This window comes from Streptomyces sp. NPDC051286, assembly GCF_044455345.1.
Taxonomy (GTDB): Bacteria; Actinomycetota; Actinomycetes; order Streptomycetales; family Streptomycetaceae; genus Streptomyces.
On sequence record NZ_JBITER010000003.1, the window covers coordinates 1 to 22,545 of the forward strand.

The window sequence follows — 22,545 nt, forward strand, 5'->3', positions numbered from 1 at the left end:
CGGCTAGCTTCGCACCGCTGACAGTGGTGCTGGGGGCAGCGGTGACGAGGTCCCGATACCCGTCGCCGTTGAAGTCGTCCGCGTACTTCGCCGGGACTGCGGTCACCTGTGTGGCCGCCAGGGTGAGGAAGCCGCCGGTGAGGGCCAACGCCGTCGCGGTTGCCAGGGTAATGCGCAGGGGGCGTCTGGTTTTCATGTGCCTTCTGACTCGAGGACCCGCGAAGACGACTGCACAGGGGGACAGGCTTCGCGGACGGGTGGGAGTGAGGATGGCGTGGGGGGCTGTCATTGACCGTGATACCGGCGGGGGAGCCGCCGGCGATCCCGTGGTTCCTGCAACAGAGCGACCTACAGTGGGCGCCAAAGGTTGTACAGGAGTTCAGGAAATCATTGAGGTCACGGCATGGACGATAGCCAGCTCCGCTGGCACGCGAGGCCCACTGCGAACAGCGGGCCCCTGACCTGCCCGTGGGTGCGGCTGCAGTAGATGACGGACTCCGCGTCCGCTACGAATGCGGCGCCGCCAACCTCTATTCGGACCTGGTCGAATTCGCCCGCAGCATCATCTGCACCCGAAGTCATTCCGAAGCCACCAGTTACTGGCCGTCGAGTTGTAGCGGCGGGTTCGGATCGGTGTCGTCGCTCATGAAGTCCTTCATGCCCTGCCACAGCGAGCGGGCCTGGTGGACGGTGACCCCCTGGACACCGGCCAGGACCTCCGAGCGCTCACCGAAGCCGACCGGGAGCGGCGGGAGGCCCAGCGTGGCCAGGGTGCGGATCAGGAGCTCCGACGGCTCGCCCGGGTCGCGCAGCAGCCGCGCCACCTCGCGGGCGTCGCCGCTGCCGGCCGCCGCAACGAACAGCTCCGCGTGCTGTTGCGCGATCTCCTGCGACGGCGTCGTCCCGGGCCCCGCCCATCGGTGCCGGGCGGCCGTCCTACCCTCCCGGACGACGGTGAGGGCCTGGGAGTCACCCCCTTCGCAGTGGGCGACCAGGGTGGTCAGTTGAGGGGCGTTGAACGCGGTCTCCGCGACCTTCGCCAGCCCGTCGAGGCGCAGCAGCGTCGCGCGGCGTCCGCGTTTGCCTGGCGTCTCCTGCGATGGGGCCGCCTCCATCAGCGTCCACCGTCCGGCCGGAGCGAGCCGGACGGTCGCCCCGCACAGCAACAGCTCCTGCGAGGCGCGCTGCGGCGAGGTGGGCACGTACGCAATCTCCTGTGCCGCCTGCGGCTGCGCGGACTCCGGCAGCGGCACCGCGGGGGCGGGGACAGCGCCGTTGCGAGGGATGGAGGCAGCGAGCCGGGACCGGGCGTGGTCCCGGAAGTGCAGGAACGCCTGCAGGGGACTCCCTGCGTAATGCCACGGGGACTCGGTGGCGTACCGCCCGATGGAGCGGTAGACGTCCAGCGACTCGGCCCAGCGTTCCTGCCTGTTCAGTGCCCACACCAGGTGGTTGCGGATCAGGCGGGCACCACGGTCCTCGGGCGGGCGCGATGCGGAGTACGCCTGCGCTGTGGCGATGATCTCGTCGATCCGGTCGGCGCCGAGAGATGCCTGGCCGCCGTTCTTACGCGGGCGTCTCTCCCTTCTGTCCATCTCGATGTCGACTTCCGTCAGTGCCACGACCTCCAGGGCGCGGACGGGGGAGTCCTGCGGGGCGTCGGCGGCGGCGGAGGCCGCGTAGTCGAGCATCTCGTTGTGGCTGCCGTACCACTTGGCGGCGAGGAACTGCACGGCTTGGAGATGGGTGGGCAAGTGGTGGGGCCCGCAGGTGAGCGCATGGAGCAAGCAGTCGTCGAAGACATCGCGCGACGCCTGGGTACCCGTGCAGTGGGTCAGGGCTGCGGACCACGGGACCGGGTCGCCGGGGCTGGCTGCGGCGGCCGCTTCGATGGCCGGCAGTGCGTCGTTCAGCAGCGCAAGGAAGGCGCGGAACTGGTCCGGGGCCACGTCTTTCGCGAACGCGCTCGTGCGGACCTTCCATGCCTCGGCGATCCGCCGGAACGCCTCGACGACGAGGGCGTCGGGGTCGTCGGGCGACTCGGCCTGCCAGGCGTTCAGCCACGCCGCATCGTCCACAGCGATCTCGGCGAGGGCGCGCACGGACTCGTCCCGCAGGGTCCAGTTGGCCTTTTCACGCGTGGCGGCGAGGAGTGCGCGGGCTGGCGCGTACGCGCCACGGCGTGCGGCGGTCAGAGCGTCGGTGGCGTGTGCGTCTGGTGCGTCGACCGCGACTGCGTGGTCCGGCGGCAGCCCGACTCCTGTCGCCTCCAGGTGCCGGACCATGCGTGCTGCCTTACCGAACACGGGCGCCTCCTCCATAAAACCCGCATGTGCCCGTCATGATCGCTTCCGTGTCGCGCTCTTGGCAGGGCCGGCCGCCGAGTCGTGTCCATAACGCCGTCGTGACGTGACCGCTACGGCGCTATGTCACGAAGTGTCATGCACCGGCGACCTGTTCACGGAGTTGTCGGCCCTCTTCCGGGACGGATATACAGGTGAGTCCTGGCGCGGGCATTCCCGGCGCTCTCTTCTCGGTCATGCTGGTCACTCCACCAGGGTTCTGTTTCGACCGGAGACCGTCGGTGACCTTCACCCGCCAGCTCGGCGCCGCTGCCAGCTCGGACAGTCAGCCGGTCCACCGAGGAGCCGCCGGCAGCGCCCGCCACCTAAAGCGGTGTTCAGTCCAGCTGAGCTCTCGTCATGGGCCATGTGTGGGCCAAGGTGCGCTTGCGGGGGCCCGAAGCGGGCTTGAGCGCAGGTCAATGCGTTGCGCTTTCCGCATGCGTGGCGGTCTTGAAAACCGTCGTGGCAGCGATGTCACCGTGGGTTCAAATCCCACACCCACCGCAGGTGAACGGCCCCTGACCAGGTGAATCGGTCGGGGGCCGTCCGTGTGCTCAGGCACCGTGACGCACCGGCATTCCCCGTGGTTACCCGCTCGATCGGGCACGCGTGGGGCACGGCGCCGGTCGACCCGCTAGGTGCGCCGATTACTGCATCGAGCACGATGTCCGGCATGCTGCTGACCTTCGGTCCCGACCGCCAGACTCGCGAGTTCACGTGCGACTGCTGCAACGCCCCCATTGAGCGGGCGTGGGACTTCATCTACGCCGACGGTGCTCCTCACGCCGTGTACTTCGCGAACTGCTACCACCACACCGACCGAGACCACGACGCGTGGATAGACGTGATCTTCGGTACGTGGGGCGATGGGCAGGACAAGTGGAACGATCACGTTGCCTTCGCCTGCCGCGTCGGTTCCGTCGTTGGCCAACACGAGCCCGCCTCCACGCTGGTGACCGCTGGACTCGCCCACCCCGATGGTCCCCTTTTCGGGCTCAAGCTCGATCGTGAAGCCGCCCTGCAGCACCCCCGACTGAGCGAGTTCTGGCAGGTCTCGGACTTCATCCTGGAGAACGACCCACTGGTGCGTGGGCACGTCTACGGTCGCTAGGCGAATCAGGGTCGGTGAAGTCTCAAACTGAACCATGGGGCGTCGTCCATCGAGCTTAGGATGACGCCCGCGCGGGACAGGTTTTGAGATCCGGCCTCATCCTTATCAGGTCGATCGCGCACTCCATCAACGTCGCTCAAGGCACTGCGCCCTGCGCTCGTCTGGCTCTTGAGGTTCCGGGTTGGCCGTCGCTGTCCGTGCTTGTTGATGTCGGGAGTTGATGTCAGGATCCGGCTCGGTAACCCATGGCCAGGCACCTCAGGGGGATCGCATGGAACTGAACGACATGCAACCGGCAACGCCACGGCATCGTATCGGCGTTTATGCCACTGGCTGGATCGTCGCCTCGTTGTTCATGCTGGCCGCTGCTGGCTGGGGGCCATGGACTGGGCCGCTGCCCTGGGCAAAGGAACGGCTGGGACATTGCAGATCGACGAGTGCGGGATGAAGTCTGGCTCCCGAGGAACCAAGCACCGGGTTTGTGCGGGCACATTTCGCTCAGACACTGGCGTGATCGATAGCCATGCCGAGGTGCCGTCACAAAGCAAGGTTGGTGATCGTGTAGCTGTGACCCGAACGCTCATCGGCGAGTACATACAGCAGGATGGGCGGTCTGCTGCTGGAGCTGCGGCTCGGACGCTGATCTTCAGTGCCGGGGGTGTCGGTTGCGGCATAGCTGGCGGAGTGCGCGTACGTCGCCTCATCAGGTGACCGCGACCTGTGATCGAGGTCGGCGGAGCCCCTTTGAGGCGAGCGATCACGGCCCCTCAAGCCTTCGGCGAGTCGGGCAGTCTGCGGACCTGCTCCCTGATCTGCATCAACCCGCACCCTCCCCGTTCCCCAACCCACCACTCTCCCCAGCTCCCATCCCGTCCGCCTTCGGCCCACACACCGTGGAGCGGGCGTGGTTCAGGGCGTCAAGGTGGAGCGCGCCACTGTACGAACGACCTTGACGCCCTGGGCCGCGACTGCTCGGCTCTGCCTGGGTCGAAGGTGGTCGGGATGGGAGCCCCCAACGCTCACCACGCTCCGGCCGGCACACGCAAACGGCGCCCCGGCCATCATGGAAACCGCTGCCGATGATGAGCTGATCCGCCGCAACCCCTGCCGCATCAGGGGTGCTGGCAAGGAAACCGCGGAAGAACGCCCGACCGCCACCGTCGCCCAGGTTGACGCGCTCGTCGACGCCATGGGTCCGCGCTGGCGCCTGATGATCTACATCGCGGCGTACGGCCCCGCCCGTCCGGAGGAACAGGCAGCGATGCGCCGTCATGACGTCGACCTGGAGAACGTCGGCATCTGGGTGCGGACCGCCGAGCCTGAACTCACCACTGGTCGACGGGCACCGGGTGACACCAAGTCTGATGCGGGCAAGCGGTTCCTCGTCCTGCCGGCCTTTCTGGAGAAGGACCTCAAGCGGCATCTCGCCTGGTACGCGGAGAAGCAGCCGGACGGGTTGCTGTTCGTGGGGGAGCGGGGCAAGCCGTTCCGGCGCACCACGTTCGGGCGGAAGTGGCGGAGGGCTCGGGCCAAGGTCGGGCTGCCGGAGAACTTCCGCTTCTACGATCTTCGTCACACCGGACACACACTCTCGACGCAGTCGGGCGCCACGCTCAAGGACACGATGGTCCGGGCCGGGCAGTCCTCCGAGCGTGCCGCGCTGATCTATCAGCACTCGAACCTGGAGCGTCAGCGGGAGGTGGCCGACGGGATCGACGCCCGCGTCCGCGCCGAGCGGGAGAAGGCTGCGATTGTGCCCGGCGATCAGGCATCGGGCACGGAACGGGCACGCGACGCCTAATGTGGTCTAGACAACAAAGAAGCCCCGGGCCGATGGCCTGGGGCTTTTTCATGGAGCGGGTGACGAGAATCGAACTCGCGCTCTGAGCTTGGGAATCACCCGGCACTCGAGCTCGCATAGAGCGGTTGACCTGCGGGAATGCCCGTTGTGGGCGAGGTTCGGGCTGCTTCGATGGGACCTCTGTTGACCGCTGTTCACCGCCCCTACTGGCACGTTGTGGCACGGGGGCGTCGCGTCTGCTCACTGCGGGGCCGTGGCGGGGACGTCGGGTCTGGCGGTGTCGGGTACTCGCGGCCGTTCTCCCGCCGAGCCCGATCCCCGGGGCCACCTCCGACAGGCTGATCGCCCGGAACTTCAAGGGCGCTGGGTCGCTCCGGGAGCCCGGCGACGGCGCACGATGGCCGGTCGCCCATCCGCCGGCTCCGCCTCACGGCGTGGACGTGGGCTCGTGGGCGCGGTCGGTGGGAGCTCGCGGAACGGAAACGTTCCGGCGTAGCCGACGGCCAGGGCCACATGCTTGCCCGCGAGGTCGCGTGCGCGGGCGAGGGGCAGCGCCGGGTCGTTCGAGATGACTCGGGTGGACAGACCCGAGAGCAGGGCGAGGGCGACCGCGGCGACCTCTTCGGGCTGGCAGTTGTGGAAGACCCCTTCCTCCAGGCCCGCCGCGACGGCCTCTTCGAAGGGGCGCAGGATCCGGCCGAGAAGTGTCGCCAGGGTGCGGGAGAGTTCGTCCGAGCCGACGGCACGGAGCTCCAGTTCGTCCCAGAGGCACGACTCGCGAACGTCCTCGGGGGTCAGTGGCAGGCAGAAGTCGATCAGGTCCGCCATGCGCTCCGTGGCGGTTTGGCGGTGGGCGTCCGCGGTCACCCGCTCCATGCGGGCCTCGGCGGCGCTGAGGGACTGGGCCAGAGCCTCGGTGAGTAGCTGGGTGCGGCTGGCGAAGTGGTAGTGCACCAGCGCCGCCGACACTCCCGCATGGGCGGCGATGTCGGTCATGCGGACGCCGTCGAAGCCGTCGCGGGCGATCAGCTCCAGCGCCGAGGCCAGTACCCGCTCCCGTCTGTCGTTGCTTGCCATGCGCCCGATCTTTCCATAGGGGGTTGTGGCTCCCCGTTCCTGAGATTAATCTCAGCCAAATCCTGATTCTAATCTCAGGAAGGGTCCCGGTCACCGTTGTGTGCGCCTGGGCACTCGCGTGGCAGAAGAGATCGGAAGAGAGCACCATGAGCCGCTACGGCGCGATGTTCGGCCCTGACATCACCTTCCTGGGTGTGGAGCGCTGCACCCTGGATGAGCCCGAGACCTACCGCGACGCGGACGTCGTCATCGTCGGTGCGCCGTTCGACGGCGGGGTCAGCCACCGCCCGGGCACCCGCTTCGGGCCGCAGGCCATGCGGGCCACCGACTACAACGACCACGACGGCTCGCGGCCCTCGATGGCGATGCGCGTGGACGCGCTCCAGGACCTGCGGGTGCTGGACGCCGGGGACGTGGAGATGTTCGCGGGCGACATCGAGGGCAGCATCAAGGCCATCGAGGACGCGGTGGCCACCATCGCCTCCTCCGGCGCGATCCCGGTCGTCCTGGGCGGCGACCACACCATCGCGCTGCCCGATGTCACCGGCGTGGCCCGCCACCACGGCTTCGGACGCGTCTCGATCATTCACTTCGACGCCCACGCCGACACCGGCGAGATCGAGTTCGGCCACCTGCACGGCCATGGGCAGCCCATGCGCCGGCTGATCGAGTCCGGCGCCGCCCGCGGCGACCGGTTCATCCAGATGGGCCTGCGCGGCTACTGGCCCGGCCCGGAGACCCTGGACTGGATGGCCGACCAGCACATGCGCTCCTACGAGATGAGCGAGATCGTCCACCGCGGCCTGAACACCTGCCTGGAAGAGGCGATGGCCCTCGCCCTCGACGACTGCGACGCCGTCTTCCTGTCGGTGGACGTCGACGTGGTCGACCCCGGCATGGCCCCCGGCACCGGCACCCCCGAACCCGGCGGCCTGACCTCCCGCCAACTGCTCGACGCCGTACGCCGCCTGTGCCTGGAGCTGCCTGTCGCCGGCCTGGACGTCGTCGAGGTCTCACCCCCCTACGACCACGCCGACATCACCGCCTACCTCGGCAACCGCGTCGTCCTGGAGGCATTGTCCGGCATCGCCGCCCGCCGTCGCGGCGACACCTGGAATCCCGCCCGGCCCCTGCTCGACGGCCGCGGCACCCGCCCTTCGCACAACTGATCAACCAGGAAACCCCAGGAAGACCCAGGCCGATGCCACCCCTATCCCCGCCCCCACCATCGTGTTCAGGAGACGACGCTCTTCATGAACGAACCCGGGACCGCCCCCACCACACTGCCCGAAACTGATCCACCGTCCGCGGAAGATCGCGTCGGCCGGATCGAGACGCACGGGACCGACTACATCCCCGAGGCGGAACGGCACGGCAGACCCCGCTCCCTCTTCGCGGTCTGGGCCTCGTCCAACCTGACCTACCTCTACATCGTCCTCGGCGGGACGATGATCCTGCTCGGGCTGAACCTGTGGCAGGCGCTCGCGGTCATCCTCGCCGGCAACCTCTTCTGGGCCCTGGTCGGCTTCCTGTCCATTCCAGGTCCCGCCTCGGGGACCCCGAGCGAGGTGATCACGCGGGCGGTCTACGGCGTGCGCGGGAACCGGGTCTTCACCTTCGTGGTGGGCTGGATCGTCGGCGTCGCCTACGAGGCGATCAACCTCAGCGTCGGCGCCCTGGCCGGCTTCGCGCTGGTCCAACAGCTGGCAGGATCCGCCGGCGCCCTGGTGAAAGTCGGCATCGTGCTCGCCACGGCGCTGGCCACCTTCGCCGTCAGCGTCTACGGCCACGCGACCATCGTGAGGCTCAGCGGCTGGTTCACCTGAATCCTCCTGGCGGGCCTGGTGGTGATGTCGGTCTTCGTCGTGCAGCGCGCCGACTTCTCGTACCAGCCGCCCGCGGACATCGCCCCCCAGGGAGGGGGTACGTGGGCCGTCGCCCTGGCCGGCTTCGCGATCATCTCGTCGTCGCCGCTCGGCTGGGGCACCGGCGCCGACTACAGCCGGTACCTGCCGGGCACGACCTCCATGAAGGCGGTCGTCTGGTGGACCGCCGCAGGAGGGTTCGTCCCCGCGGTCACGCTCGGAAGCCTCGGCGCCATCGCCGGAACGGTCGTCGACATGACCGATCCGCAGACCTCGCTGCACGCGCTCCTGCCCGCGTGGTTCTACCCGGTCTTCCTGTTCATCGTCCTGCTGGGCACGATGACGAACAACATCCTCACCGCGTACTCGACCGGACTTGCGCTGCTGGCGGTGGGCGTCACCTGGAAGAGGTCGGTCACGGTCGTCTTCGACGCGGTCGTCGCCATCGTCCTGGCCTGCTACGCGTTGTTCATCTCGGACTTCGTCAACTCCCTCAGCAGCGTCCTGGAGTTGACCGTGGCGGTCCTCGGCCCGGCACTGGCCGTCTTCGCGGTGGACATCATCCTGCGCGGCAACCGCTACGACGGCCTGGAACTCCAGGACGAATCCCGCACGGGACGCTTCTGGTACTCCCATGGCTTCAACCCGGCCGGCGTCACGGCGGTGGCCCTCGGCACGGGCCTCGCACTGCTGTGCCTGAACACGACCCTGTTCGTCGGGCCGCTCTCGTCCGCCCTCGGCGGCGCCGACATCTCGCCGTTCGTGGGCCCGATCAGCGCCGCCCTCGTCTACCGGCTCATGATGCCCGCCCAACTGCGCAAGTCCATGCCGGCCGCGTCGACGACCCCGGCGTGAGCACCGCGGTCCTTCACCACTCGATCCTCCTCGCACGGCGGGGCGTCCCTCACGCTGCCGTCCGCCGGAAACCCGGAAACACAGAAAGAAGACTCCCCATGCACAACCAGGACACCGAGCTCATCAGCACCGAACTGCGAGAGCAGATGCTCAGCGAGTTCACTCCTCCGTTCCCTCTGGAGGAGTACCAGGGCCGTTGGCAGCGCATCCGCCAGGCCATGCGCGCGAGCGGAATCGACATGCTGTGGGTGACGACCCCCGCGGACATGTGTTACATGACCGGACACCAGCAGGGCTGGTACCACGACCTCGGCCCGCCAACTGGGTGCCCTCCAGCGGCATGGCCATCCACGCCGACTTCGAGGAGCCGATCCTCTTCGACGACGAGGACGAGTCCCTTCTCTCCCTCAGCTCGACGCACACTCCCCAGTTCCGTGTCGCTCCCAACAACTGGTACAGCTCGATCTCGCGCGGGGTGCGCGTGCCCCCGGAGGAGGCCGGCTTCACGGCGATGGCCGCGTTCATCGCCGACACCCTCCGTGACGAAGGCTGGCTCGACGGGACCGTCGGTCTCCAGCTCGGCAGCTACCGGCCGAACCGGCTGGACAGCGAGCGGTTCGAAGCCGCCTTGAAGAGCCGTGGCGCCAAGACGGTCGACGCCACGGACCTCGTGCCCCTGGCGCGCCGGCACAAGTCGCCGCTGGAGATCCAGAAGATCCGGGAGGCCGCGCGGATCGGGGACATCGGGATGCGGGCACTCGTCGACAACATCCGCGAAGGCGTCACCGAACTCGAGCTCTACGCGGCCGCCACCTCCGCCATGGCCGCCGCCGGCGGTGAACTGGCAGCCATCCCTGGCATGGTGAACTCCGGCCCGAAGAACGCCGCACTGCACGGAGCCGCCGGGCGCCGGAAGATCAAGCGGGGCGACCTGATCAACGTGGACATGTGCGGCGTCCTCGACCGCTACCACTCCAACCTCGCCCGGTGCATTTCCTTCGGCGAGCCGGAGCCGGGCACCCGCAAGGCGATCGACCAGGTGACCAGCGTCTACGACCAGGTGCGCGCCGCGATGCGGCCGGGGATGCCGATCTCCGAGCTGCTTGACATCAACGAAGCCGCCGCCCGCGAGCTGGGCATCTGGGAGGCGTCGTGGTGGGTTGGGGGCTACGACATGGGCATCGCCATGGCGCCGGACTGGGTGGGACGCTTCCAGTTCTCGGCCGACGAGGACCCGGGCGACGCACTGCTGACACCCGGCCTGGTGATGAACCACGAGTGGAACTACTACCTGCCGAACGCCGCGGGCATCCGTGAACTCATCGACACCTTGATCGTCACCGACGAGACCGTCGAGTTCCCGCACCAGTTCATGACCGGACTCGTCGTCGTCGACTGAAGCCTGCCCAGGCCCCGAACGGCCGCCTCCTGCGGCCAAGGGACCCACAGCCGACGCCGCCGCACGCGGCGTCGGCTGCCCCACCTGACCCGGTGGCCGGCCTTGCCTGTCCGCCGGACCCCGAGCCGCCCCGCGCCCGCGCGGCCGTGCCACCCGCACCGTACGACCGAACCACTCTGGAGCACCCGATGATCCACGGATTCGACGTCGTGGAGACGAGCATCGCCGACCTGCGCGCGGCGCTGGAGAAGGGCGAGACCACCGCTGTCGGGCTGCTCGACGCCTACCTCGCCCGGATCGAGGCGTACGACCGACCCGGCACCGCCACCGCCCTCAACGCGCTCGTCGTGATGAACCCGGACGCCCGCGCCGACGCGGAAGCCTCCGACGCGCGTCGCGCCCGCGGCCACACCCTCGGCCCCCTCGACGGCATCCCCTACACGGCCAAGGACAGTTACCTCGCCAAGGGGCTGACCCGCCGCCGCGGGCTCACCCGCGTTCGAGCACCTGGTCGCCCAGCGCGATGCGTTCGCCATCGAGCGGCTGCGCGCCGCCGGCGCCGTACTCATCGGCCTGACCAACATGCCGCCGATGGCCGACGGCGGCATGCAGCGCGGCGTGTACGGCCGCGCGGAGAGCCCGTACAGCGCCGACTGGCTCACCAGCGCGTACGGCTCCGGCTCCTCCAACGGCTCAGGTACGGCGACGGCGGCGTCCTTCGGCGTGTTCGGTCTCGGCGAGGAGACCTGGTCCTCGGGCCGCGCCCCCGCCTCGAACAACGCGCTGTGCGCCTACACCCCCAGCCGCGGCGTGATCTCGGTCCGCGGCAACTGGCCGCTCGTACCGACCATGGACGTCGTCGTCCCCCACACCCGCACCATGGCCGACCTCCTCGAACTGCTCGACGTCATCGTCGCCGACGACCCGGAAACGCGCGGCGACCTGTGGCGGTCCCAGCCCTGGCTCCCGCTTCCCACCCCGTCCCAGGTGCGCCCGGCCTCCTACCCGACGCTGGCCCCTGCCGACGCCGAGGCCGCCTCCGCCACGCTCGCCGGGAAGCGCGTGGGCGTGCCCCGTATGTACGTCAACGCCGACCCCGACGCCGGGACGAACCCCGACGGAGGCATCGGCGGCCAGACCGGGCAGCGCGTCGAGACCCGCCCCTCGGTGATCGCCCTGTGGGAAGCCGCCCGCCGCGACCTGGAGGCCGCCGGCGCCGAGGTCGTCGAGGTCGACTTCCCCGTCGTGACCAACTACGAGTCCGACCGCCCCGGCGCTCTTTCCCTCCACACCCGGGGCCTGGTCAGCCCCGAATTCCTCGCCATCGAGACCCCCCACCTCTCGGCCTGGGCCTGGGACGACTTCCTGCGCGCCAACGGCGACCCGGCGCTCTCCACCCTGGCGGACGTCGACGGCACCAGCATCTGGCCCAAGCCCGCCGGTGAACTCCCTGACCGCTACGCCGGCTTCGACGACATCGTCGACTACCCCCAGCTGGTGCGTGACCACCCGTACTCGTCGGTCACCGAGATCCCGCACCTCGAACAGGGGCTGCGCGCCCTGGAGGAGACCCGGAGGGTCGACCTGGAGCTGTGGATGGACGGCCTGGGCCTGGACGCGGTGGTCTTCCCCGCGGTCGCCGATGTCGGCCCGGCTGACATGGACGTGAACGAAACCTCCGCCGACCTCGGCTGGCGCAACGGCGTCTGGGTCGCGAACGGCAACCTCGTCCCCCGCCACCTCGGGATCCCGACGGTGACCGTGCCGATGGGCACCATGACCGACATCGGCATGCCCGTCGGCCTCACCTTCGCCGGGCGCGCGTATGACGACACCAAGCTGCTCGAACTCGCCGCCGCTTTCGAAGCGACAGGGGCACGCCGCACAGAACCCCCACGCACACCGAGGCTCGCCACAGCCTGACGGACCCGGCACGCCACCCCAAAGCGCCGGACAACGACGAAGCCCCAGGTCGCTGACCTGGGGCTTCGTTCACGAGCGGATGACGGGAATCGAACCCGCGCTATCAGCTTGGGAATCACCGCCACTCAGGTTGATCATCTGGTGTCTGACCTGCGGTAACGACCCCTGGAGTGGAGTTTTGTGGCGCCCCTAGGGCAACCATCTTGACCGCTGTTCACCGAGCTTCAGGGCACGGATGGGGCACGAGCGTGCCAGGTGGCCGGGGTGTGAGTGGCCCCGCTCCAGGGGCAGATCTCAGGGCTCCTAGCCGGTTCTGTCGGTGCGGGGGTGCTGCTGCCCGAGGGCTACGGTCGGGACGAGTCTGCGAGTCGCGGGCCGACGGCGGCCGCAGCCAGCCCGCGACTCGATGACGGTCACTCCGCGCACCCAACTTGCGTATGGCGCCGGAGGCAGGTCGGCCATCAGTGGCCTAGACGTAGTTGGGGACGCTCTCGTAGTACCGGTAGTGGTCTGCGTCGTAGGCGTCGTGACCCCGGTTGACCTTTCTGAAGGTGATCTCGAAGTTGTCGTATTGCCCGTCATCAAAGGAGACGCCATCGTCGCCAAGCCGCTGACGCAACGTGTACTCATTCATCGGCGGCTCGATCTCCTCGCGCTGCCAACTTCGATATCCGTGCAAGTAGTCGAGGTACCAGACGAACCCGCCGTGCTTGTCGTCGTAGAAGACGCCCCGGGGGCGAATCTCGTGCCCAACGGGCAATGCGATCGAGGCGACTCTGTCCAGACGCTCGTCGATCCATTTGAGTGGGAATCCGACTGCGCTTCCGTGCCGGTTGGCGACACGGAGGTAGAAGCCGCGGGTGATGCCGATGAAACGGTTGGGCTCGCTGGTGGCGAAGACTTTCCACCCGCTGGCTTCGGCGCTCACCGGGAAGAACCGCTGGGCCACCGCCCAGCCTCGGGGAGTGGCGAGCATGCGTTCAAGTTCCACTCCATCCCACACGTGGGTGTGCACGCCCTTGGTTCGCTCGATCGATTCCAGTCTGGATACGAGGGCGCTTGAGGGTTGGGTGGAGCAGACGAGGAGGAAGCCGTCGGCGTCGTGCTGTGCAACGGCGTCCACGATGCCGCCGATACTCCCTACGTCTTCACCGTTGACCGAGCGCCCTGCACCATCCTTGGCATGCGCCATGTGCTTGCACGAGATCACCCATTTCCGCGTCTTTGCTCCCAGCAGGGCGTCGCCCGGTTCTTCCAGGAGAAGGTCACGTCCGCCGTCCGCTCCCCGGCCGGACCACTTGGCCCTGTAGCCGAGAGCGAGTGCCAGCTCTCGGACTAGTTGCTCCAGGCCCTCGCCGTCCGGCGCCAACTCGTGAAAGTCGAGCATGGTGATCCCTGTCAGTGAAGTGCAGTGTCGGTCCGCGTGGTGCATGCGCCCCGCGCCGAAGGGTCGGTTGATCTTCGGATGGTGCCGGGCTGATCGGCTGAAGAACAGGCTTATCACCCGTTACTGACAGAGCTGGCACCAAGGGTCAGCCTGAGATGCGTGCTGCCTGCTCGCGGAGTTCCTGGGCCTCTGGAACTCCGGTGTACCTGCGCAGACGGACGCGCATGTCCTGGAGTGCGGCCTGGACCTTCACGGAGCGGATGCCGTCGGCGCAGTCGAGGAAGTCGCGCCAGGTGGCCAGGGCGCCGTCGACGTCGCCTTGGCGGAGGCGGACGCCGCCGAGGTCGGCTAGGACGATGGCGCGGGTGCGGCGGCGGTCGAGCCCGTGGATGTCGAGGGCCAGGTGAAGGTGTTCCTCGGCGGCGTCGAGGTCGCCGAGGCGGGAGAGGATCATGCCGGACTCGTGGGCCCAGCGGCCCGGGGAGTAGTGGGCGGCCCAGGAGTCGCCGGGCGCGGCGGCCGGCTTGCCGATGGCGGTCTCGGACATGGCGAGGTGCTTGGTGGCCATGCGGCGGTCGTCGTCCTGGGCGGCGGCGTTGGCGAGGGTGGCCTCGTAATAGGCGACCGCACGCGGGTTGTCGAGGTGGCGGCCGTACTCCACGCAGGCTTCGCCGAGCTGGACAGCTTCGGCCCGGTAGCCGAGGTCGACGCACTGCACGGCGAGGCCGCGGAGAGCCGTCGCCGACAGTTCCGGATCGCCGGCCTCGGCGGCCAAACGGAAGGAATGCGCGTAGTAGCGCTGGGCGAGCCCGCGTAGCTCGGGGGTGTCGCCTTCGTCCTGGGCCATCCAGCCGGCGAGGTGGACGAGCTGGGAGGTCGCGGCGAACAGGTCCCGGCCCGTGGCTTCGGTGAAGCGGCCCTCCAGCCAGGGGGCGACGTCCTGGGTCAGGTAGCGGACGGCCAAGTGGCGGGCATGGCCACCGCCGAGTTCGGAGGCGGAGTCACCGAGGGCCTTGACCATCTGCCCGGCTTCATCCTCCTTGATGTCCGCCGACACCTGGAGTGGTTCGCACAGGACGGCCTCGACGGCCTGGTCTTCGTGGGAGAGAAGGGGGCGGCCCTCCGAGGCACCACCTTCGGCCGGAAGTGGCGCAGGGCCCGCGACGCAGTCGGCATGCCGAAGGGGTTCCGCTTCTACGACCTCCGGCACACCGGCAACACCCTGGCCGCCGACACCGGAGCCAAGCTGAAGGACCTCATGGTCCGCGCCGGCCAGTCCTCCGAGCGGGCCCAGCTGATCTACCAGCACTCCACCAAGGCCCACCAGCGCAAGCTCGCCGACGACATCGACGCCGACGTCCGCCGCCGGCGTGCGGCGACTGCCCGGAGCCCGGAGAGCGGCACGGCTGCCACCGTTCACCAGCTCCCGCCCCCGCTCCGGGCGTCGCCGGAAAGCGCACGAAGGAGGTGACGCGGATCACCAGATGCGCGTCCTGGTATTCGAGACCGCGCAATGTCACCTGGTCGCGGGCCGCGCGCCGGAACTCAATCTGACGTCTCGTTACAGCGCGTATGGCACGCGAATGGCACGCGGGCCCAGAGTGGTCTAGACAACAAGCAAGGCCCTGGTCTCCGACCAGGGCCTTCATCATGGAGCGGGTGACGAGAATCGAACTCGCGCTCTGAGCTTGGGAAGCTCATGTTCTACCATTAAACTACACCCGCGAAGCGCGCTGAATGATCAGCAATGCATCGTCCCACACTCTACCCCATGGCAGGCCCCCGGTGTACGAACCGGGGGCCTTTGCGTCATGCGCCAGGGGCGGATGCGGTTGCTGTGGACGGGAGTTGGGGGCGTAGCGTAGGCACTCGGAGTGCCGCCTGGAGTGGCGTCCCGTTCATCCCCTAATGTGGCTTTCTCGTCCAAGGGTTGTTGGGGAAGGGACTTGATGGACTCCATGGAGCGCACCGTCGTCCGCTGTGCCGAAGGGCACATTTTCACTACCGCTTCGTTCCCGATGCAGCAGCTCGGGGCCGGTCGGATCGGTCCCGGGCGGCTCATCCGCTGTCCGCGATGTGCCCGGTTGCGGCAGGCAGTTCCGGTGGAGTTCGAGCGGCGGTAGAAGCCGGCAGCAGGAGCTGCGGCAGGCGATCATGGCGGAGCGCGCGGGACAGTCCGGTTGGGGCGGTCTCGCGCGTTCTGCGTATCCTCGGGGGCGTGCTTCTCTCAGACAAGGACATCCGGGCCGAGATCGACGCCGGGCGGGTCCGCATTGATCCGTACGACCCGTCGATGGTGCAGCCATCGAGCATCGACGTGCGGCTCGACCGCTACTTCCGGGTGTTCGAGAACCACCGCTATCCGCATATCGACCCAGCCGTCGAGCAGGCGGACCTGACGCGCACGGTCGAGCCGGACGGGGATGAGGCGTTCATCCTCCACCCCGGCGAGTTCGTGCTTGCCTCGACGTACGAGGTCATTTCGCTGCCCGACGACCTTGCGTCGCGGCTGGAGGGCAAGAGTTCGCTCGGGCGGCTCGGGCTCGTGACGCATTCGACGGCCGGGTTCATCGATCCCGGGTTCTCCGGGCATGTGACGCTGGAGCTGTCGAATCTTGCGACGCTGCCGATCAAGCTGTGGCCCGGCATGAAGATCGGCCAGCTGTGCATGTTCCGGCTGAGTTCGCCGTCGGAGTTCCCGTACGGCTCCGAGCGGTACGGTTCGCGCTACCAGGGGCAGCGCGGGCCGACGGCTTCGCGTTCGTTCATGAATTTCCACCGGACCCAGGTGTGATGCCGGACCATGACTGACGCACGAGAGAATCTGACGTACGACGGGTTCGGCCATGCCGTGCGGGAGCTCGCGCAGGCCGTGGCCGACGACGGCTACGAGCCGGATGTGGTGCTGAGCATCGCGCGGGGCGGGGTCTTCGTCGCCGGCGGGCTGGCGTACGCGCTGGACTGCAAGAACATTCATCTGGTGAATGTCGAGTTCTACACCGGCGTGGGCACCACCTTGGAAATGCCGGTGATGCTGGCACCCGTTCCCAACGCCATCGATTTCTCGGACAAGAAGGTCCTGATCGCCGATGACGTGGCGGACACCGGCAAGACCCTGAAGCTGGTGCGCGATTTCTGTATCGAGCACGTCGCCGAGGTGCGCAGCGCGGTCATCTACGAGAAGCCGCACTCACTCGTGAAGTGCGAGTACGTGTGGAAGAAGACCGATCGCTGGATCAATTTTCCGTGGAGCGTCCTGCCTCCGGTGCGTAAGCCGGGCGAGCCCATCACGCCGTCCAAGGACGCACTGTAACTGCCGCGGCGGAGGTCAGCCCCTCCTGAGTTCCGGGCGCAGGGTGCAGCCCGGTGAACCCTCCGCGTGCCCGTTATGTGCCAGATGCCTGATCGTCCGGAGCGTTCGCGGCCTGCTCACGCACGGCCCGAGGGCGGGTGTCGACACCATGGCCCCGCTCCGGCCGCCCGGCCGCCGGTCGCACGGCAACCGAAGCGTCCTGGCCGGAGGTCCCGTCGGCCGGGTGCTCGTCGCCGTCACCGTTCCCGGTGTCCCTCGACCGGCGGGCGAGGAACTTGCCCAGTTCCCACAGGACCAGGAGCGCGACGGCGGCCAGCAGTGCCCAGCCGAACTGCCGCGCGTTGATCTCGGTCGTCCCGAGGATGCGGCGGAACCCGTCCGACTGGGTCACCAGCACCGCGAGCACGAACTGGGCCAGTGCCACCCAGTTCATCTGCTTGCTGTCGAAGGTGGACGTCGTCAGTACCGAGTCCGTCTCGCTGCGGCATTCGAAGGCGGCCACGATCAGACAGAGCGCGAAGGCGGTGAACGCGATCGACTGACCGGTCTCGACGCTGCCGAAGCGGGCCACACCGAGCTTGATCAGTCCGAGCAGGACGACGGTGATCGCCAGTCCGCCGAGCCCGACCGTGACCAGTACGGGCCGTGTGAGCACCGACTCCCCTCGCGGACGCGGCCTGCGTCGCATGAGTCCGGGGCTCGCCTGGTCGAAGCCGAGCGCGAAGCCGAAGGACGCGTTGACGACGAAGTGGATCCACAGGACCTGCGGCGGCGTGAAGGGTTCGCCGGCGGCGATATTGAAGACGGTGGCCCCGAGGAACGTCAGTACGAAGGTGACGAGCAGCAGCAGCACGAACCGGATGTACTTGGTGAGATTGTCGTAGATCTTCCGGCCCTGCTCCACGGCGTAGACGATGGTGGCGAAGTTGTCGTCGGAGAGGATCATGCGTCCGGCGCTCTTCGCCACGTCCGTGCCGCTGCCCATCGCGATACCGATGTCGGCGGCCTTGATGGCGGGTGCGTCGTTGACGCCGTCCCCGGTCATCGCCACGACATCACCCTGCTTCTTCAGCGTGTCGGCGAGCAGTACCTTGTGCTCCGGCGCGACCCGCCCCACCACGCCGATGCCGTCGACGCGGGCGAGCTGCTCGTCCTCGGTCATGGCGGCGAACTCGGCACCGAGGACGGCCTCGCCGGGGATGCCGAGCTGCCGGGCGATCGCCGCCCCGGTGGTGACGTCGTCGCCGGTCACCATGCGGACCCGGACGTGCGCCGCCTGGGCGCCGGCCACGGCGGCCCTGGACTCCTCACGGGGAGGGTCGACCATGCCGACGAGACTGGTCATCCGCAACTCCGTGACGTACGCGAGCAGGTCTCCGTCCGGATCGAAGCCGTCCGGGTCCAGATCGCGGGTGGCCGCGGCCATCACCCGGCGCCCCTCGCCGCCCATGCGTTCGGTCCGCGCCTCGGCACGCCGGAGCAGTTCGGCGTCCCAGGGGATGGTCCTGCCTGCCGCGAGTGCGGTGGTGGCCCGCGCCATCACCGCCGGGGCCGCGCCCTTGACGAAGCATCGGACCACCTGCCGCCCAGTGGCGTCGACCGCCGAGTTGAAGGTGGCCATCAGCTTGTAGCCGGGGTCGAACGGCAGTGTGGCGAGCCGGGGAAGGCCGTCTCTCGTGGCGTCGATGTCCAGCCCGGCCTTGTGCGCGAGCACCAGCAGCGCGCCCTCGGTGGGATCGCCCACCACCTGGCCGTCCACCAGCTTCGCGTCTCCGGCCACCACGTACGGCAGGATCGCGTCCTCGATGCCCGCGGAGGAACCCGCGGCATGGTGGATCTTCCCCTCGAGCCCGTAGCCCGTGCCCGAGACGGTGTACCGGTCGGTGGGACTCACCACTTCGACGACGGTCATCTGGTTCATCGTGAGAGTGCCGGTCTTGTCCGAGTTGATCGCCGAGGTGAACGCCAGGGTCTCGACCGACGGCAGTTCCTTCACGATGGCGTTCCGCCTGGCCAGGTTGAGGCTGCCGACGGACAGGATCGCCTGGGTCACGGTCGGCAGGGCTTCGGGGATCGCGGCGATGGCCAGTGAGACCGCGCTGACGAACAGCATGTCCCAGGCCTGTCCCCGCTCGCGGCCCAGGGCGAACATCACGATCATGGTCAGGCCCGCTGCCCCCGTGATCCACAGCGTGAGGGTGTTGAGTTCCCTGGTGAGCGGCGGCTCCTCTCTCTCGGTGGCCGACAGCATCCCGGAGATCCTGCCGAGCTCGGTGCCGGTGCCGGTCGCGGTGACGACGAGTACGCCGCTCCCGTGGGTGACCGGGGTGTTCATGAACGCCATATTGGTCTGGTCACCCGGTCCCGGCCGGCCGGGAGGCAGCGTGCCGGCGTCCTTCGCGGCGGGAACGCTCTCGCCGGTGAGCGCCGACTCGTCGATCTGCAGGGCGTTGGCCTCGATGATGCGTCCGTCCGCCGGCACCTGGTCGCCTGCGGCGATGAGCACGATGTCGCCGACGACGAGCTGTTCGGCGGGGATCTCCGACTCCGTCCCGTCCCTGCGCACCCGGGCGGTCGCCTTCATCATCGACTTCAGCGCGTTCATCGCGCTCTCGGCCTTGCCCTCCTGGCGCAGGCCCACGACCGCGTTCAGCAGCGTCAGTACGAACAGCAGGATCGCGGTGCCCCACTCCCTGATGAGCAGCGAGACGACCGCCGCGGCCACGAGGACGAGCTGCATGTAGCTGCGGTACTGCTCGAGGAACCGGAGCCAGGCCGGAGTCCGCTTCTCCTCGGGCAGTGCGTTCGGGCCGTGAACGGCGACGAGTTCGGCGGCCTGTGCCGCGGAGAGGCCGACCGCCGGATCCACCCCGAGCGCCGCCAGGACCTCCTCGGGAGAACGCGCGTACCAGCCGTCCTCCGATGCCCTGGGCCGCTCGCCCCCGGCGTCTGACTGCACCGTCATCGTCGTGCCTCCGATCCGGGTCCGGCCTGGCCGATTCGGGCAGGACCTAGGGCGTGTTTCGAAAGGAGCGTCGTCTGCCCGCCAGGCAGGCGGGACTTTCGAAACACGCCCTAGCCGCGCTTCTTCTTCGTCGGCCGCCCGGCGCCGGACGCGCGCCTGCCACCCGCCGGGGTGTCGCTCCCGTTCGCGGTCCGGGCAGCCGCCGGATGCCGGGAGGCGTCGTACGGGTCGGCCGGGGCACCCGCGGGGGCCTCCTGCTCCAGCTCCCGCTTGGCCGCGAGCAGATCCTTCCGGGTCTGCTCCCCCACTTCGGGGTACTGGGGATCGATGTCCATCAGGGTGTGCGCGAGCACCGCCGCCGCGCATATCCGCGCGAACCACTTCCGGTCCGCCGGCACGACGTACCAGGGCGCCCACTTCGTACTCGTTGCCGACAGCATCTCGGAGAACGCGTGCTGGTAGTCGTCCCAACGGCGCCGCTCCCTGACGTCGGCCGCGGAGAACTTCCAGTTCTTCTCCGGCAGGTCGATCCGCTTCATGAAGCGGATGCGCTGCTCCTCCTTGGAGAGGTTCAGGAAGATCTTCACCACCTTGAACCCGTTGTCCGTGAGGTAGCGCTCCCAGTTGTTGATCTCCCGGTAGCGGCGGTCCCATACCCGCGGCCCGCGGGCGTCGTCCGGCAGCTTCTGCCGGACGAGGTTCTCCGGGTGCACCCGCACGACGAGGACCTCCTCGTAGTGCGAGCGGTTGAAGATGGCGATCTCTCCGCGCGCGGGCAGCCGACGGGCGTAACGCCACAGGTAGTCGTGGTCGAGTTCCTCGGTGGAGGGCACCTTGAAGCTGCTGACCTGCACGCCCTGGGGGTTGACGCCGCTCATGACATGGCGGATCGTCCCGTCCTTGCCCCCGGCGTCGAGCGCCTGGAGACAGAGCAGTACGCCATAGGTGTCCTGGGCGGCCAGCCGTTCCTGGTACTCCGCCAGCAGGGACACCCCCGTCTGCAGCAGCTCGACCCCGTCGCGTTTCCTCAGGCCGGCCTGGTAGCGAGGATCGAAGTCCCGGCCAGGTTCACCTTCGAGCCCGGTTTCACCCGCAGCGGCCCGATGAACTCCGCGATGCGTTCGGCTCTCTCGTCCGCCATCACCGATCAGCCCTTCCCTCCGGTCACGGTGAGCGCCGCGCGTCCCGGCCCTCGCCACCGTCGCGGACTGCTCCCCGCCGCCGGCGGAGACCGGAGCGGCCTCGGCCACCACCGACGCGTGAGCCGCTCACCCGATGGCTCCGGGGCCGGCGGCCCAGGCGGGGTCAGAACGGCAGCGCGCCACGATGAACCCGGATAGGTATGAGGATTCTCGCGGCGTCCGTTCTCATAGGGTGCGCCGCACGTCGGCTCGTCGCACGCCGAGGGTGATGGGCTCGCATCTGTGTGCCCTTGCCGCTTGCTCGTCGTCACCGGTTCCTCTGCGGGCAGGTTCTCGACGCCCGACAGGCTCTGATTCAGATCAGGTCCGGTCCGTGACAGCAAAGAATCCCCGGCGCCTTGTGCCGGGGATTCTTTGCTGTCGTGGGACGCGGTCGTCAGATCGTGCCCAGCTTGATGATCGACAGCAGCGCGATGAGCTGGATCGCGGACGCACCCAGCGCCTTCGGCCACGGCAGGTCGTGCGACTTGCTCACCATGGAGGTGAACAGCGCGGCCGACGCCAGCCAGGTTATCCAGCCGAGTATCTGAACCAGGGAGTTCTCGCCGCCGAGGAAGAGCGCGAAGATCAGCCGGGGCGCGTCCGTGATCGACATGATCAGCATGGAGAGGCCCACGGTCGGCTGCCAGGCGCCGTCGCCGCCGAGCTGGCGGGCGAGGGTGTGGGTGACCGCGCCGAGGACCAGACCGCCGATGACGAAGCCGACGCCCGTGAGGAGGACGTACGGGACGGCGGTGGAGATCGTTGCGTGGATGGCGTCGTCGCGGGCCTGGTCGAAACCGAAGAGCGCCAGCAGGCCGTAGAGGAACGTGACGATGAGGGCCGGGCCCCAGACGGGGTAGTCGCGCATCTGCCAGAACGTCGGTCCGGGGCGCAGCACGATGCCGCTCAGCAGCTGCTGCCAGTGCAGGCGGGGGCCGGCGGGCTGGGCGGGTGCCTGGCCGGCGCGGTAGGTGTTGCCGCCGCTGTACGGGTCCTCGTTGATGCTGAACGCCTGGGTGTGACCCGGGTTGTTGGCGTACGGGTCGCCCTGGTGGGGCTGGTGAGGCTGGTGGTACGGGTCGCCGAAGTATTCGGGTTCGCCGTGTCCGCCGCTGTAGCCCTGGTGCCCGCCGGGGTGCCGGGCTCCGTACGGGGCGCCGTTGCCTCCCGCCGGGGGCCATGGCTGCTGTCCGTACGGCGGCGGTGGTGCCTGCGTGCCGTACGGCTGCTGCTGCGGTTGTTGTTGCCCTTGTTGAGGGGTGCGGTTGTCCCGGCCGCGTCCGATCCTGAATCCAGCCACGTCATCGAACGTACCTGGTC

Annotated in this window: 13 protein-coding genes, 1 tRNA gene and 6 pseudogenes; 11 read left to right on the plus strand and 9 right to left on the minus strand. The window is 68.6% G+C overall.

Annotated elements, in window-relative coordinates; all coding sequences use genetic code 11:
• Together ACIBB8_RS04625 and ACIBB8_RS04630 are read right to left on the minus strand one after the other, a co-directional pair.
• Window positions 1-196: FG-GAP repeat protein (locus ACIBB8_RS04625; protein WP_398948964.1), on the minus strand; the 196-nt coding region annotated here is incomplete at its 3' end.
• 400 nt (window positions 197-596) lie between these two features.
• A complete protein-coding gene (locus ACIBB8_RS04630; protein ID WP_398948965.1) occupies window positions 597-2,306 on the minus strand; it encodes a hypothetical protein in 1,710 nt (569 codons plus the stop codon).
• A gap of 712 nt (window positions 2,307-3,018) precedes the next feature.
• Here ACIBB8_RS04630 and ACIBB8_RS04635 point away from each other — a divergent pair.
• A complete protein-coding gene (locus ACIBB8_RS04635; protein ID WP_398948966.1) occupies window positions 3,019-3,456 on the plus strand; it encodes a hypothetical protein in 438 nt (145 codons plus the stop codon).
• Window positions 3,457-4,513: 1,057 nt separating this feature from the next.
• A pseudogene (locus ACIBB8_RS04640) lies at window positions 4,514-5,257 on the plus strand (tyrosine-type recombinase/integrase); the annotation flags it as partial.
• Between the two features lie 354 nt (window positions 5,258-5,611).
• Here ACIBB8_RS04640 and ACIBB8_RS04645 read toward each other — a convergent pair.
• Window positions 5,612-6,334: a TetR/AcrR family transcriptional regulator gene (locus ACIBB8_RS04645; protein ID WP_398948967.1), complete on the minus strand. Its 723-nt coding sequence runs from the start codon at window positions 6,332-6,334 to the stop codon at window positions 5,612-5,614.
• Window positions 6,335-6,480: 146 nt separating this feature from the next.
• Here ACIBB8_RS04645 and speB point away from each other — a divergent pair, with 146 nt between their 5' ends.
• From speB to ACIBB8_RS04675, 6 genes and pseudogenes are all read left to right on the plus strand, one after another.
• On the plus strand, window positions 6,481-7,503 hold the full coding sequence (speB, locus tag ACIBB8_RS04650) for an agmatinase (protein ID WP_398948968.1): 1,023 nt from the start codon (window positions 6,481-6,483) through the stop codon (window positions 7,501-7,503).
• An 84-nt stretch (window positions 7,504-7,587) separates the two neighbouring features.
• Window positions 7,588-9,054: pseudogene (locus ACIBB8_RS04655) on the plus strand (purine-cytosine permease family protein).
• Window positions 9,055-9,200: 146 nt separating this feature from the next.
• A pseudogene (locus ACIBB8_RS04660) lies at window positions 9,201-9,332 on the plus strand (aminopeptidase P family N-terminal domain-containing protein); the annotation flags it as partial.
• Window positions 9,333-9,394: 62 nt separating this feature from the next.
• Window positions 9,395-10,453: a M24 family metallopeptidase gene (locus tag ACIBB8_RS04665; protein ID WP_398948969.1), complete on the plus strand. Its 1,059-nt coding sequence runs from the start codon at window positions 9,395-9,397 to the stop codon at window positions 10,451-10,453.
• A gap of 188 nt (window positions 10,454-10,641) precedes the next feature.
• Window positions 10,642-10,869, plus strand: a pseudogene (locus tag ACIBB8_RS04670) (amidase); the annotation flags it as partial.
• A gap of 118 nt (window positions 10,870-10,987) precedes the next feature.
• Window positions 10,988-12,376 carry an amidase gene (locus tag ACIBB8_RS04675; protein ID WP_398949207.1) on the plus strand — a complete coding sequence of 463 codons (1,389 nt, stop codon included), beginning with the start codon at window positions 10,988-10,990 and terminating at the stop codon, window positions 12,374-12,376.
• A gap of 469 nt (window positions 12,377-12,845) precedes the next feature.
• On the opposite strand, the gene ACIBB8_RS04680 is transcribed toward ACIBB8_RS04675, so the two are convergent.
• On the minus strand, window positions 12,846-13,763 hold the full coding sequence (locus tag ACIBB8_RS04680) for a restriction endonuclease (protein WP_398948970.1): 918 nt from the start codon (window positions 13,761-13,763) through the stop codon (window positions 12,846-12,848).
• A gap of 145 nt (window positions 13,764-13,908) precedes the next feature.
• Window positions 13,909-14,784, minus strand: coding sequence for a tetratricopeptide repeat protein (locus ACIBB8_RS04685; RefSeq protein WP_398948971.1), 876 nt, complete (start codon window positions 14,782-14,784; stop codon window positions 13,909-13,911).
• On the opposite strand from ACIBB8_RS04685, the pseudogene ACIBB8_RS04690 reads away from it, so the two are divergent.
• Window positions 14,782-15,234, plus strand: a pseudogene (locus tag ACIBB8_RS04690) (site-specific integrase); the annotation flags it as partial. The gene ACIBB8_RS04685 and the pseudogene ACIBB8_RS04690 overlap by 3 nt on opposite strands.
• A 180-nt stretch (window positions 15,235-15,414) precedes the next feature.
• Here ACIBB8_RS04690 and ACIBB8_RS04695 read toward each other — a convergent pair.
• A tRNA-Gly gene (locus ACIBB8_RS04695) sits at window positions 15,415-15,488 on the minus strand.
• A 493-nt stretch (window positions 15,489-15,981) separates the two neighbouring features.
• Here ACIBB8_RS04695 and dcd point away from each other — a divergent pair.
• Both dcd and ACIBB8_RS04705 read left to right on the plus strand, forming a co-directional pair.
• Complete coding sequence (gene dcd, locus ACIBB8_RS04700) at window positions 15,982-16,557, plus strand: dCTP deaminase (RefSeq protein ID WP_037695496.1); 576 nt, start codon at window positions 15,982-15,984, stop codon at window positions 16,555-16,557.
• A gap of 9 nt (window positions 16,558-16,566) precedes the next feature.
• Entirely contained in the window at window positions 16,567-17,076 is a 510-nt protein-coding gene (locus ACIBB8_RS04705; RefSeq protein WP_398948972.1) for a phosphoribosyltransferase, read from the plus strand.
• A 73-nt stretch (window positions 17,077-17,149) separates the two neighbouring features.
• On the opposite strand, the gene ACIBB8_RS04710 is transcribed toward ACIBB8_RS04705, so the two are convergent.
• From ACIBB8_RS04710 to ACIBB8_RS04720, 3 genes and pseudogenes are all read right to left on the minus strand, one after another.
• Window positions 17,150-20,041, minus strand: a complete 2,892-nt coding sequence (locus ACIBB8_RS04710) for a cation-translocating P-type ATPase (RefSeq protein ID WP_398948974.1) — start codon at window positions 20,039-20,041, stop codon at window positions 17,150-17,152.
• 110 nt (window positions 20,042-20,151) lie between these two features.
• Window positions 20,152-21,182 (minus strand): annotated as a pseudogene (locus tag ACIBB8_RS04715) (polyphosphate kinase 2 family protein).
• 437 nt (window positions 21,183-21,619) lie between these two features.
• Window positions 21,620-22,525, minus strand: a complete 906-nt coding sequence (locus ACIBB8_RS04720; protein WP_398948975.1) for a YIP1 family protein — start codon at window positions 22,523-22,525, stop codon at window positions 21,620-21,622.
• Between the last annotated feature and the right edge of the window lie 20 nt (window positions 22,526-22,545).

What these genes read in the sequence shown, in the direction of transcription:
- ACIBB8_RS04710 (WP_398948974.1), bottom strand. Translation starts at nt 20,041, where the DNA reads ATGACGGTGCAGTCAGACGCCGGGGGCGAGCGGCCCAGGGCATCGGAG.
- ACIBB8_RS04665 (WP_398948969.1), top strand. Translation starts at nt 9,395, where the DNA reads ATGGCCATCCACGCCGACTTCGAGGAGCCGATCCTCTTCGACGACGAG.
- ACIBB8_RS04685 (WP_398948971.1), bottom strand. Translation starts at nt 14,784, where the DNA reads ATGGTCAAGGCCCTCGGTGACTCCGCCTCCGAACTCGGCGGTGGCCAT.
- ACIBB8_RS04635 (WP_398948966.1), top strand. Translation starts at nt 3,019, where the DNA reads ATGCTGCTGACCTTCGGTCCCGACCGCCAGACTCGCGAGTTCACGTGC.
- speB (WP_398948968.1), top strand. Translation starts at nt 6,481, where the DNA reads ATGAGCCGCTACGGCGCGATGTTCGGCCCTGACATCACCTTCCTGGGT.
- ACIBB8_RS04645 (WP_398948967.1), bottom strand. Translation starts at nt 6,334, where the DNA reads ATGGCAAGCAACGACAGACGGGAGCGGGTACTGGCCTCGGCGCTGGAG.
- ACIBB8_RS04705 (WP_398948972.1), top strand. Translation starts at nt 16,567, where the DNA reads ATGACTGACGCACGAGAGAATCTGACGTACGACGGGTTCGGCCATGCC.
- ACIBB8_RS04680 (WP_398948970.1), bottom strand. Translation starts at nt 13,763, where the DNA reads ATGCTCGACTTTCACGAGTTGGCGCCGGACGGCGAGGGCCTGGAGCAA.